Source organism: Paenibacillus sp. FSL M8-0228, from assembly GCF_038007385.1.
Classification (GTDB): Bacteria; Bacillota; Bacilli; order Paenibacillales; family Paenibacillaceae; genus Paenibacillus; species Paenibacillus polymyxa_D.
On record NZ_JBBOXA010000001.1, the window covers coordinates 3,882,724 to 3,895,967 of the forward strand.

At 46.5% G+C, this 13,244-nt stretch carries 12 protein-coding genes; 3 read left to right on the top strand and 9 right to left on the bottom strand.

What is annotated here, in order from left to right:
• The 4 genes from MKY98_RS17315 to spoVAC form a co-directional block, all read right to left on the bottom strand.
• Complete coding sequence (locus MKY98_RS17315; RefSeq protein WP_039272322.1) at positions 1 to 960, bottom strand: AAA family ATPase; 960 nt, start codon at positions 958 to 960, stop codon at positions 1 to 3.
• 215 nt (positions 961 to 1,175) lie between these two features.
• Entirely contained in the window at positions 1,176 to 1,532 is a 357-nt protein-coding gene (spoVAE, locus tag MKY98_RS17320; protein WP_013311204.1) for a stage V sporulation protein AE, read from the bottom strand.
• The gene (gene spoVAD, locus MKY98_RS17325; RefSeq protein ID WP_029515383.1) at positions 1,529 to 2,551 is read right to left on the bottom strand and encodes a stage V sporulation protein AD; all 1,023 of its coding nucleotides are present in this window, start codon (positions 2,549 to 2,551) and stop codon (positions 1,529 to 1,531) included. The genes spoVAE and spoVAD overlap by 4 nt, the downstream gene beginning before the upstream one ends.
• Complete coding sequence (gene spoVAC, locus MKY98_RS17330; protein ID WP_029515384.1) at positions 2,548 to 3,054, bottom strand: stage V sporulation protein AC; 507 nt, start codon at positions 3,052 to 3,054, stop codon at positions 2,548 to 2,550. The genes spoVAD and spoVAC overlap by 4 nt, the downstream gene beginning before the upstream one ends.
• Positions 3,055 to 3,239: 185 nt before the next feature.
• Between spoVAC and MKY98_RS17335 the strand changes: the two genes are divergently transcribed.
• Positions 3,240 to 4,319, top strand: coding sequence for a M42 family metallopeptidase (locus MKY98_RS17335; RefSeq protein ID WP_069010446.1), 1,080 nt, complete (start codon positions 3,240 to 3,242; stop codon positions 4,317 to 4,319).
• 98 nt (positions 4,320 to 4,417) lie between these two features.
• Here MKY98_RS17335 and MKY98_RS17340 read toward each other — a convergent pair whose 3' ends face one another.
• Entirely contained in the window at positions 4,418 to 5,134 is a 717-nt protein-coding gene (locus tag MKY98_RS17340; RefSeq protein WP_069010445.1) for a metal-dependent hydrolase, read from the bottom strand.
• Between the two features lie 479 nt (positions 5,135 to 5,613).
• Here MKY98_RS17340 and MKY98_RS17345 point away from each other — a divergent pair, with 479 nt between their 5' ends.
• Positions 5,614 to 6,327, top strand: coding sequence for an expansin EXLX1 family cellulose-binding protein (locus tag MKY98_RS17345; RefSeq protein WP_069010443.1), 714 nt, complete (start codon positions 5,614 to 5,616; stop codon positions 6,325 to 6,327).
• A gap of 262 nt (positions 6,328 to 6,589) precedes the next feature.
• Here MKY98_RS17345 and map read toward each other — a convergent pair whose 3' ends face one another.
• The gene (gene map / locus MKY98_RS17350) at positions 6,590 to 7,336 is read right to left on the bottom strand and encodes a type I methionyl aminopeptidase (RefSeq protein ID WP_029515388.1); all 747 of its coding nucleotides are present in this window, start codon (positions 7,334 to 7,336) and stop codon (positions 6,590 to 6,592) included.
• Positions 7,337 to 7,362: 26 nt separating this feature from the next.
• Complete coding sequence (locus MKY98_RS17355) at positions 7,363 to 8,082, bottom strand: TetR/AcrR family transcriptional regulator (RefSeq protein WP_069010442.1); 720 nt, start codon at positions 8,080 to 8,082, stop codon at positions 7,363 to 7,365.
• Between the two features lie 266 nt (positions 8,083 to 8,348).
• On the opposite strand from MKY98_RS17355, the gene MKY98_RS17360 reads away from it, so the two are divergent.
• Positions 8,349 to 10,610, top strand: a complete 2,262-nt coding sequence (locus MKY98_RS17360; RefSeq protein ID WP_069010441.1) for a helix-turn-helix domain-containing protein — start codon at positions 8,349 to 8,351, stop codon at positions 10,608 to 10,610.
• A gap of 76 nt (positions 10,611 to 10,686) precedes the next feature.
• On the opposite strand, the gene MKY98_RS17365 is transcribed toward MKY98_RS17360, so the two are convergent.
• On the bottom strand, positions 10,687 to 12,228 hold the full coding sequence (locus tag MKY98_RS17365) for an extracellular solute-binding protein (protein WP_029515391.1): 1,542 nt from the start codon (positions 12,226 to 12,228) through the stop codon (positions 10,687 to 10,689).
• A 111-nt stretch (positions 12,229 to 12,339) separates the two neighbouring features.
• The gene (locus MKY98_RS17370) at positions 12,340 to 13,233 is read right to left on the bottom strand and encodes a carbohydrate ABC transporter permease (protein WP_029515392.1); all 894 of its coding nucleotides are present in this window, start codon (positions 13,231 to 13,233) and stop codon (positions 12,340 to 12,342) included.
• Positions 13,234 to 13,244 lie beyond the last annotated feature (11 nt).

The window sequence follows — 13,244 nt, forward strand, 5'->3', positions numbered from 1 at the left end:
CTAAGGACGCTCCATTCGTACGGGTACATGTACCTGCCGAAGGACAGCCTCCAGCACGGACTGGGCATTGGAACTATCCAGGCGCGCCTCGGGACGCAGCAACAAACGATGCGTTAGCACATAAGGTGCCAGCGCCTTCACATCATCAGGCAGCACATAGTCACGGTTGTCCAGAAAAGCGTATGCCTTCGCAGCCATTACAAAAGCAAGCGCCGCCCGGGGGCTAGCTCCCAGCAGCACAGATGGATGTTCTCTTGTCGCACGTACGATATCAAGTAAATAGGACGTCACTGCTTTGTCCATATAAATCCCTCTAATTTCCTGCTGGATGTCAGCAATCTGCTCCATATGAGCTACAGCCTCCAGACGATCTGCTGGCTGGCCTGCCTGATGATGGAGCAGCATGTTTCGCTCCGTCTCCATATCAGGATAACCCAAGCTGATTTTGAGCATAAAACGATCTAACTGTGCTTCCGGCAGCATATAAGTGCCTTCAAAATCAATCGGGTTTTGTGTCGCACACAACATAAAAGGATGAGGCAACATATGAGTGTCCCCATCCACCGTCACACTGCGTTCCTCCATAACCTCCAGCAGAGCTGACTGGGTTTTCGTCGTCGCTCGGTTAATTTCATCCGCCAGCAAAATATTAGTCATCACAGGACCCGGACGGAAATAAAAACGCTCGTCCCGTGGATGAAATATGGATACCCCTGTAATATCACTCGGGAGAATATCAGGATTACATTGAACACGGCGGTAATCACCGCGCATGGATTTGGCAAGAGCCTTGATCATTTGCGTTTTTCCCGTACCCGGAACATCCTCGATCAGAATGTGTCCACCCGCCAGCATAGCCGTAAGCAGTAATTTTATTTCAAAGGATTTACCTAATATACATGATTCCAGATTAGAACGGATTGCAGATACAATCTGCACAGATTCTTGACGTACGGGCATAGCTCTGTAAACCTCCTAGATAGCAACCTGTTTCCTATTATTGTACATGAAGGTAGGCACAGAGTACACTTAACCCCCTGCCCATATTATTCAAACTCCATCCTTCTTTCGATCTCTCATGTGCAGAACAATTAAAAACCCTTCGGTCATTAGATCCGAAGGGCACATGTATACAATTATTTATCTTACGATGTCAAATCTAAAGTACGCTGCTTTTATATGCTTCCTTTTGGACGAACAAACAAGCATGCCAGAAAAGAGAAAATAATCGCAGAGGAAATCCCTGCACTTGTCAGACTAAAAATCCCTGTAATGACACCCAACCATCCGTCCTTCTCCAATTCGGTTAATGCGCCGTGTACAAGTGAGTTACCAAAACTGGTAATTGGAATGGTCGCACCCGCCCCTGCAAATTTAATAAGCGGATCGTATATCCCAACAGCATCAGCAATTGCACCTGCAACTACCAACGTACTCATCGTATGTGCCGGCGTCATTTTGAACACATCCATCATCAATTGGCCCACGACACAAATGGCACCACCCACTAAAAAAGCCCATAGAAATATCATACTGTTCCTCCCGCCTCAAAAGCTACAGCATGTGCAACACAAGGAATGCTCTCACCCTGCTGTGTAGTCAAAGGAGATAATAACGCTCCAGTCGCCACCACCAGTACCTTTTGTAGCTCTCCTTTTTCGATCCGCTTCAACAAATGCCCGTAGGTTACAACAGCCGAGCAGCCACAACCACTGCCTCCTGAAATGACTTTCTTTTGCTTATTAATGTCGTAAATCAGTAAACCGCAATCATTAAATTCCGTCTGATTCATATCAAACCCATCTTTTTTGAGCAACTCCTTGGCAATCGGTAGCCCCACAGAAGCTAAATCGCCCGTTACAATGAGGTCATAGTAACTAGGGTCACGGCCAGTATCTCGAAAATGAGACAACAGCGTATCCGCAGCCGCGGGAGCCATGGCTCCACCCATATTAAAGGGGTCTTTAATGCCCATGTCCATTACACGTCCAATGGTAGCACAATCCACCACCGTCCCTGACTTGGCATGGCCCACTATTGCGGCGCCGGAACCGGTAACAGTATACTGAGCCGTAGGAGGCTTCTGCGATCCGTATTCATTAGGATAGCGGAATTGTTTTTCCACAGTACAATTATGGCTAGTCGTACCCGCCATCACGTAGTCACCGGCCTCTGAGTCCACAATAAGTGCGGCTAAGGCTAAGCTTTCCATTGATGTTGAGCATGCTCCAAAAACACCCAAATAGGGAATGGCCAGCTTGCTAGCTGAGAAGGAGCTACTGACAATCTGATTCATTAGATCACCACTAATAAAAAACTGCACTTCTTCTTTGTTCAAATTGGCATTAATTAGCGCCAGCTCTGTAGAGTGCTCAATCAATCTACGTTCCGCTTTTTCCCACGTTTTCTCGTTGATTTCTATATTGTCATAAATATAATCAAAATCTGTGGACAACGGCCCCTCTCCTTCATCCGGGCCCACAACAGTGGCACTTCCAATGATGCGCGGTCTCGATTCAAACTTCCAGGTTTGTCCTCCCTGTCTTCTCATAAGTGATTGCCTCCTACACCAAGGATGGCATATATAACGCCTATGATAAATGCAGCCACCACCCCGAATACGACAACCGAGCCTGCCAGTTTGAACATATTCGCGCCCACTCCGAGCACCAGTCCCTCAGAACGATATTCCAATGCAGCCGAACACATGGAGTTAGCAAAGCCTGTAATTGGCACAGCGGTTCCCGCTCCCGCCCATTGGGCAACCTTATCGTAAACCCCGATACAGGTTAATATTACCGCCAGCAAGATCATCATAGATGAGGTCGGCGGGGCGGCCTCCTTGGCTGATATGTGCATCCCTGCCATAAAAGCCTCCTGAATCGCCTGTCCAATCACACAGATCCCGCCTCCAACCAGAAAAGCGCGCACACAATTGGCAAATACTTTTCTCGAGGGCTCATGCTTTTGTGAAATATTCTGATAGTCCTTCTCATTTATGGACAGCGGCGACGTATTGGTACGAAAACCGCGCTGCCCGGATTTAGCTGGCATCATTCACCACCCCTTATCTGTAAATTTTCGCGCTTGGCGGTTCGAATTGCTTGGGTCTTTTTCATTATGAGCTTTTTGGAGAAATGTTATGTCAGGAAAATGATATCGTGGACATTCCGTACAAATCCATTCATACTAAATACATGACGACCACTGGTTAATTAATAAGGAGTGAGGTATACATCATGGAATCAAAAACATTGGAATTGTTTAAAACCTTAACGGAGTTTCCTTCCATTCCTGGGCATGAGCGAGAGTTACGGGCATGGGTTAAGGAACGGATATCCGGCTATACCGATGAAATCGTGCAAGATCGATTGGGCAGTCTTTTTGGGGTGCTACGCGGTCAAGAGAGTGGACCACGTGTAATGGTGGCAGGCCATCTGGATGAAGTCGGTTTTATCGTGAATGGTATTACGGAAAATGGAATGATTCGTTTTCAGCCGGTTGGAGGCTGGTGGAGTCAAGCCATCATGTCACAACGTCTTCAAGTATTGACTCCAAAAGGCCCAGTTATCGGTGTAGTTGGCTCTATCTCGCCTCATTTGCTGGATGAATCGCAACGCAGTAAACCTATGGACATCAAGCATATGTATCTGGATATTGGCGTAGACAGCAGACAGGAAGCTCAGGATCTGGGGATCGTACCAGGAACAGCCATAGCGCCAATCTGTGATTTCACACCACTGGCAAATCCTAAAAAAATCATGGCTAAAGCGTGGGATAACCGCTACGGTGTAGGCTTGGCTATTGAACTGCTTGAAGCGTTACATAAAGAAAAAGACAAGCTTCCCAATACATTGTATGCGGGGGCCACTGTTCAGGAGGAAGTAGGACTGCGCGGTGCACGCACAGCGGCCAATCTGATTCAGCCCGATATTTTCTTTGCACTGGATTGCAGTGCAGCCAATGATATGGGCGGTGACCCGAATGCTTACGGACACCTCGGTAAAGGCGCACTGCTGCGGGTATTTGATCCGGGTATGATTACACACCGCGGGATTGTGGAATACGTGCAAGACATGGCGGAAACTCACAAAATCAAGTATCAATATTTCATCTCCACAGGGGGAACCGATGCAGGCCAAGTGCACTTGAGCGGAATTGGCGTGCCATCCACCGTCATAGGCATCTGTGGACGATACATCCATACTTCCTCGTCTATTATTCACACTGATGATTATGATGCAGCCAAAGAGCTGATCATCAAGCTGGTTCAAAACCTGGATCGTACAACGCTGAATACCATTATTGAACGAGCTTAAGGTGTAATAGAGAATCGCTATCTATAAAAAACAGTCAAGACACGTACAACGTGCATTGACTGTTTTTTTAATTTAATAGAAACAAAAGATAGAACATTTCAAATCAAATGCTTATAACGAAGCAAAGCAATCACTACAAGTACAGCAGTTAGAGCAATGCAGACGTTTTCTACCTTAGCTCCCTTCCGGGTTCCGGTACTCATCAATTTAAATCGCAGCTTCCATTTGAACGGCGGCAAAGGTTTAATTCCATTATTCGTCAAGGAATCTGCCAGTAAATGCAGCAAGTACGCCATACCTCCAGCCAGCCATATGCTGTCACCGTGCAAACGTGTTGTACCATAAAGCAGCGCAGTCCATGCGACTGTCCCGTATACCGTATGAGTTAACCCCCGGTGTGGGACTAGCGTACAAATGATCAGCAGACACCCAGCGATATAATTCCACGGTGCATATGATTCTCCATACCAGGCGAGGCCGATACCAATTAGAAAGATAATAACCTTGCGCATGGATCGTGAAGGCATAAAAGAAGCACTAATCATCAGCAAAGCCAGAACAAGATTCCATGGCGGCGGAGCCAAACGAGTGAAAAATACCCAACCAGCAGCCCCAATCATTAGAAGCTGTATGAGTCTAAGCATTTTGGTTGGCAGCGCACGGCTCACGAGCATGGAGTTAGGCTCGTCAATATCCGGCAACAGTGAACCGACCACAGCAGCTGCCACGGCAGCCGGGGTCACTTCGTATCCACTTAGAGCTAATACCGACAGGGAGACCCCGGTTCCAATAATCAAATGGGCTCTTCCCATCATGGTGCAAAACATCCTTTCGTTGCAGCATACAGCAGAGTTCAACATCACTCCATTTGAATCAGCATGATTCGATTGTATACGACAAACAAAAGGAGAACAATAGTTCGCTTATTCTATTTAAAAGACTTCATTCAAAAGTCCTAGTTTAATCGCTCTAAAGTATTTTACTGGCGGTGCATAGAAGACATTCGTCCTTATTATTAATCCCCTCCTCTGTCCTTACTCTCCAGTCAGCCCTGTCCTGTGTTATAAGGATACATCTTCCTGAAATTATCGGCTGCCCTGCAAACTTTCTGCGAAAAAGAGCACCGTTCAACCATTTCCCAAAAAAACAAGACATATGGCCTATGAGTAAGTTGACAAACATCTTCAATATTTTCTTTTTGCCTCAAAGTCCTATTGTACAATTTGAAATATTAGGTAATATAGTGTTTATATTTACTATATGAATCTATTAAATGAATAAGGAGGAAATGATTATGCGAAAAAAATCGACGTTCCGAAAGTTCAAAACCATCGGTCTGACATCGTTGTTAAGTCTTGTATTATTCGCCCTTCCCGCTTCAGCTGCTTGGAATGATACATACACAGGCTACGCCACATATACGGGATCAGGTTACTCTGGAGGGGCATTACTACTTGATCCCATCCCTTCGGATGCCAAAATCACAGCGCTTAACAGCACACAACTGAATTATAACGGAATCAAAGCTGCATTAGCTGGAGCCTATTTGGAAGTTCAAGGTCCCAAAGGGAAAACAACCGTATATGTAACTGATCTTTACCCCGAAGGTCCAAGTGGCGCACTCGATCTGTCCCCGAACGCGTTCAACCTGATTGGCAATCAATTAGACGGAAAAATTAATATTTCGTGGAAAGTTGTCAAAGCTCCGGTTAGCGGCAATGTCTCCTACCGTATTAAAGAAGGCAGCAGCCAATGGTGGGCAGCCATTCAAGTACGCAATCATAAATATCCGGTCTTGAAGATGGAAGTCCAACAAAACGGACAATGGCTCAATCTCGAAAAACAGGATTACAACCACTTTTTGGGTACCAACTTAGGAAAACAGCCTCTGAAAATAAGGATTACGGACATTCGTGGTGCCGTGCTCAACGATACCATCCCAGCTCTAGCGGAAAATGGCACAGGCCAAGCCTATATCGTTAAAGGTAACGTTCAATTTCCAGACTGATGAAGTACTGCCTCTCTTTGCTTACGTTATTTCAGGATCGATCCCCTAGGCTAATGGGAGTGTTTTACTTCTAGGCCATTTTCCCCGGGGAAACGGTTTTCCGTAAATCGGTAAAAGTTTCAAACCATGCAAAAAAAGCGCTGATCCAGGTAGGCCCAGCGCTTTTTCGTGGTTTCGGATTACGAACTTTCGTCAGGCCAAACAGGCCGGGTTGGCGACTTATTTCCTGAAATGACGCATTCCCGTCCGTTCGCCTTTATTCTTACTGGGCCGTTAAAATCAGCGGTCCGTCCGGCGTGACTGCGATCGTATGCTCATATTGCGCTGACAACTTGCCGTCGGCCGTCCTCGCCGTCCACTGATCGTCGTCGATCGTGATACGAAACGTACCTTCGTTGACCATCGGTTCAATCGTAAACACCATGCCTTCCTTTAACCGAATGCCTTTGCCGGCTACGCCGATATGCTCGTAGCTCGGCTCCTCATGCAGGCTCCGTCCGATCCCGTGGGCCAGCAGATCGCGTACGAGCGAAAACCCGTTCGCTTCCGCATGCTGTTGAATCGCCGACGTTATGTCGCCGAGCCGGCCCCCAGGGAGGGCCCGGGCGATCCCCAGATCCAAGCATTCCTTTGTCACCTTCATTAATTTTTGCGCCTCCGGCCGGATATTGCCCACCGCATAGCACCAGCACGAATCGCCGAACCATCCGCCGTATTCCACGACGATGTCGAGCTTCAGCAAGTCGCCGTCCATAAGCATCTGGTTCGAAGGAATGCCGTGAGCCACCACATCATTGACCGAAATGCAGGTTTCGGCGGGGAAACCGTTGTACCCTTTCGTAAACTGCTTGCCGCCCAGCTTGGTGATGTGTCTGGCAACAAAGTCATTGATTTCCCGGGTGGTGATCCCAGGCTCGATCAGTTTGGCCACCTCGCGGTAGCAGTCCGCAACGATTTGGCTCGCCGGCTTCATCTCTTCGATTTCCCTAGGTGATTTTAAAATAATCATCTTTGTTTGTTCGCTCCTTATCCATTCTATAATTTTAAAAGTCGGACGATATCCCTGGCCTCCTCGTGCAGCTTTCCGCGGCGAAGCGAAAGCGCGGCGCAACCGACCAAAGCGGCCAGCAGCATTTCCGCGCGCTGTAGCCGATACGACGGCTCCGTCGCGTTTTCGCCGGAAGCGGTAGACCCGCCCGCCACACACCCGGTTTCCAGCAGCGTGGCAAACGGCGCGAGCACCTCCCGGCGAAAGGCGGCCGAGAGCGGGACCGAGCGCGCTTCAGGCAGCGAGGCAAAGCCCTCACCGGCCAGCTTATGCAGCAGGTACAGGGCGTGGTCCTCCGCCCAAAGCTGCAGCAGCCGGACGCTGGCAGCGGCAACGGGGCCAAGCTCTGCGGCAGCCGAGATCCCAGTGTCCGCCGCATCAGCCAAGCCAAAATGCCCGCCCGCCGGCTCCTCCCCCGAAGCCGAAACGTGCGGGACCTCCGGCGGAACCTTCAGCGGAGCCTCTAACGAGGCCTCCAGCCATCCCCCGGCCCGCTCCAACGCATCCCATAGCAGATCGTAGAGCAAATTGCCCTTATTGCTGTAATAATGGTATACCGTGCCATAGCCGAGTCCCGCCTGCGCGGCCACATCGCGGATTTCCAGTAAAGGCCCCTTATTCAAAAATACATCGGCAGCGGCTTTCCGGATTTGCTCCAGACGCCGCAGTCGAATCTCTTCGTTTTGTTCCTTCGTGCGTGGACTCATCTCGTCCGTTCACCTCTTTTATTTTTGACCTACTATTATGTCAATATAAAACATTGGCATGCAAATAACAAGAGATTAGCTGGAGGATTTCCGGCTCAACCTAGAAATCGGTACTTGACCAACGGGTTAGCTGCTTAACGAAAAATCATTATTTTTCACAAAGAATCGGTTTGTTCACTGTCCTGTTCACAAGATCACACGTATAATGAATACATAAATAGGGTGTACTTTACAGCTACGTGCACACAGACAGGAGGCCTGTTCAAATGAGCAATTTCAAAAAGCATCATAAGCTTCACAGCAAATTGCTGGTCAGCATTACGTTATGTATTACGCTAACGTTGCTGGTATCCACCACTGTGTATTATTTTTACTATATTCGTGTGGAAAAGGAGCAGGCATTCGAGGCCAATCACAACAGCTTGACGTTGAGAAGCAGAGAGGTTATTAACATGACATCTATCGCTCAATCGTTGGCATTCCAAATGTATCGCAGCAGTACCCTATCCAAGTTGTTGTATTATCCCAAACCTAATGTATATGATGTAACCGCTGCCATGACCGAATTGAACAATTATCTTAACTCCATGCCGTATATCGAATCCATCTACGTGTTTAACCCTAAAAGCGGCACCTTCTACATTGCGTCTTCACAAGGTCAAAACGGGTTATTCAGCAAACATGAACTGGCTGATACAGATATCATTCGCGTACTGGATCATTATCAGGACTATAAACCCTTTACGCCTATTCCACGCACGTATCCGCTGCTGACTGCCTCAGACTCCAGAGCTGGAGTAGAGCAAGCAAGCCCAGATATCGCAGCCTATACGTATTTATGTTATGACGCAATTAACTCGAACGAAGCGATAAATTCGGCTGTGATTGTGAATGTGTCGGCGGCCTGGATGAACAAGGAAATGGCGGCGAATCCAATCTCAGGCGGGACCGCTTATATTTTAGACGATCAGGGCAGGCTGTTGTCTGGTACAACATTGACAGACGAAACTTTGAACGAAAAAGAGCAGCTATGGTTGCATACGAGAGTCAAAAAACAAGAAACAGGCTATTTTGTAGAAGACTTTCATGGTAAAAGATCACTCATTTCCTACACCTCCCCGGACGGACTAGGTTGGCAGTATATTAGTGTCACACCATATGAAAGCGTTATCAAAATGGCGAGTGTTATTCGTAATGCGATGTTACTGATAGCCGCCATCATTGCATTGGCAGGATTCGTGGCTTCGTGGCTGCTGTCCAAAATGCTGTATACGCCTATTGGCCAAATCGTTGTGCATATGAATTCACTGGAATCGGAGAAACGAAACAGTATGTACACGATCCGGCAAAACATTTTAAGAAATGTGATTCGGGGAATTCAAAATATCCCTGCCAGTGAAGAACCGGAACGATTGCGCGAGCTTGGGATTACGTTCCAGTTCGACAAAGACTACCGCCTTGTGCTGCTACGCATAGATGAATATACCCGATGGCAAAGCGAACGTGGACCTGATCTGCTACCCTATAAGTTTGCAATTATGAACATTGCTTCTGAAATATGCGGACAGACGTACCGGGTGGAGACTGTTGATATGGATGAGGACAGTGTACTGCTGATGCTTAACATTCTCGATCCCGCAGAACATACAGACACTGTACTACTAGAAACTTTATTACGCCAAATACGCGAAGCTTGCTTTGAATATTTGAAGCTGAGCGTTTCACTGACTTACAGTGCCATCACGAGTCAACCAGAACGGCTACATTTGCTGTACCGCCAGGTACAAGACGCATCTATGCACCGATTTTTTCAGGGACATGGCTGCATTATTAATGCGCAAAACACTACAGACGAAGATATCCAAAATACTTACGTATATCCAGCCGATAAAGAGAAAAAAATGCTGGATATGCTACTGTCTGGTCATACGGAGGATGCACACAGTATGATCAAAGAATTATTGATGCATATGGAAAAATATCCGTTTTCCTCTATTCGAGAGGCGATATCCCGGCTCATCATGAGTGTGAATAATGCTGTTCGGCATATCAGTGAGCTCAATGGATTTGCTATAGAATCTAAACCTGAATTACCATCCGCAGATCGGTTAGAGACCGCTGAAAACCTTATTGATCATTATCAATTGGTCTTTGATCATATTCGCTCCAGTCTATCGGAAAAACGAAACACGAAACAGGAACGTTTGGTGCGACAAATTAATGAACGAATGGAGCAGGCCTATACGGATCCCAATTTTTGTCTCAATCAGATTGCGGAAGAGCTGGATATGTCGCCGATCTATGTCAGCAGGCTATATAAGCAACAGACCATGTCTACTATCGTGGACGTCATCCAACAACTCCGTATTCGCAAGGCCTGTGAGTTACTGGAACAGACCGACTGGTCCGTGGCTGACGTAGCAGAACAAACCGGATTTGCAAGCAGCTCTTATTTCCATCGCATGTTCAAACGTAGCTTGGGCGTAACACCGACAGATTTTCGCCGTTCTAGAGCAAATGCGCAATAAGTAAACTGACATCAAGAAAGCAAGCCTCCAACTTTCTGGAGACTTGCTTTTCTTCTTTATCACAATTCTTTAGGTTTTATTTAATCCCCTTCTCCTTTACATAAGCTTCCCATTGTTTTGTATATTCGGTTTGAATTTTCTCCAAACCAGCTTGGTTTGCCTTTTGCAAGAAGGTCTGCAAGCCTTGATCTACATTGTCGATCAGTCCAGCTTGGAGTGGATACAGATATTGCTTCTCAACCTGTTCTAGAGCTGCTTTTTCTGCTTGGTAGGTTGTGTAGTCCTCTGCAAAGCCGGTAAACAGGTCAGGCTTCTGAATTTTATCCAGCTCAGCAAAAATCTTTTTCACACGGTCAAAGCCTGAATCAAACAGCATATATTCCGGGTTACGCCAAGCCCAACTGTTCATACCTTCGCGTGAAAATCCATTAGAACTGCCGCTACCTATCATATGGTAGTAACCATCTTTGACTTCGTAGTTTTTGCCTTCAATACCATATTGCGTGAGCAAGTTATAGCGTTTGTCCGTCACAAGCTTTTCATAAAAAGCTAATGCGCGCGCCGGATTTGGGCTGCTTTTTGGAATTGCAAAGCCGTTATGAATCGGATGCACTGGAGTTGCATAACCTGTCGTCAAAGGGAATGGGTAATACTCGAGCTTCCAGTCCGGGTGAGATGCTTTGAGCTTAATGACCATATCATTAAACCGGGTTGGATTGTCACCGAAAATACTCGCTGCTTTACCAGAAGTCACTTGATCCTGAAGCGTATCTTTTACGTTTAATACATTTTTGGGAATGAATCCTTTATCGGCCCAGCGTTTGTAAGTATTCAGCTCTTCTTTTTGCTCATCCGAGCCCCAAAATTTATAAACCTCTGTTGGTTTTTCATATTTAATACCAATGCCATAAGGCAAGGCACCTATACTCTTCGTTACTAATTCGGTATATCGGTCATGTAGATTTCCCTTGATATCGCTGTTCAGAGATACGGTTTTCATATTTGGTTCATGCTGACGTATCCCATCCATATAAGCCTCGTAACTTTTGATATCTGTCGGTTTAGGCAAATTGTACTTCTCTCGTAAATCCTCACGCCATACAAAGCCGTTAGTGACATACTCTTTATACGTGCCAGGCACGGTATAAATTTTGCCTCCGATTTTAACTCCATCCCACATGTCCTGAGGCACAAATTTTTGCAGGGCAGGTGCGGCCTTAGGCAGCAGATCGTCTAGCGGCAGGAATGCGCCCTTCTTGGCATAGGCCTGATACTGCGTCCAATCTGCAGTGAATATCAGGTCGATAGGCTGACCCGAAGACAATAACAGCTTATATTTTTGATCCCAGTCTGTCCACGTCGTATAGTTAAATTTGACGGTGGCATTCAGATCTTTTTCCGCCAACTTATTAATCTCTGCCTCAATGGTAGACAGATCCTTAGGAGCATCACCCAGCATATAAAATTGCAGCTGCACTTTTTGGGATTTATCATCCTCTCCATTTGCTTTTTGTGCGCTGTTTCCGCTACCGCCTCCACATCCGGCTAATAGCGCCATGATGACCATTACTGCAATCAGGATGGACATGCGTTGTTTTCTTTTCTTTGTGAATGTCATGTGAATCCTCCCTTTGAAATGGTAGTCTGTTTAAATAAAACGCTTACAAAAAGTGCTGCTTTGATGGCATACCGTCAGCACGTTATGCCATCTCAGCCCGTTAGTGTCGCTTCAGCCTTTTACCGCGCCAATGGTCAGCCCCTTGACAAAGTAACGCTGAATGAACGGGTACAGCAGCAAAATGGGTCCAGTAACCACGATCGCCATTGCCATTTTCGTCGATTCTGTCGGCATATCACTGGAAAGGGATACGCCAGTACCTGCACCCATTTGAGCGATAAATTGCATGGAGTTAATTACATTATACAGATAATATTGCAACTGGTATTTATGCGGATCGTTAATAAAGAGTGAGGATGAGAACCAGTCATTCCAGTAAGCCAAGGCCAGAAACAGCCCCACAGTGGCAATACCCGGTGTGGATAAAGGCAGTACAATTCGATAGTAAATTTTAAAATCACCTGCACCATCTATTTTAGCGGACTCGAACAGCTCTTCCGGCATGGAAGAACGAATGAAGTTTTTCATTAAAATGATCAGAAACGGAGTCATCAATCCCGGAAAAATAAGCACTGTATACGTATCAAGCAATCCTAAATACTTCGTCAGCATAATGTACCAAGGTACCAACCCGCCCCCGAACAGCGTCGTAAAGTAAATATAGAAGGAAAACGCATTGCGGTATTTAAAATCTTTGCGTGCCAGCACATATCCTGCCATCGTCATCAGGAACAGGCCCAACGTCGTACCTACAACCGTGGTAAAAATCGTCACCCCGTACGCCCTTAACACCTCTTCAGGAAAGGTGAACACCGTCCGGTAACCTTCCAGTGAGAATTGCTGTGGTATAAAGTGATATCCATCCCTGATAATCGATTCATTACTGGTCAGTGAAGCCGAAATAATAAGTAGGAACGGGAGTAAACAAGCAATGGAAGCCATAATGATAATCACATAAGAGATAATTTTAAAAATTCGGGTGTATACATCCTCTTTGATCGCCATCCGTTTGGGTC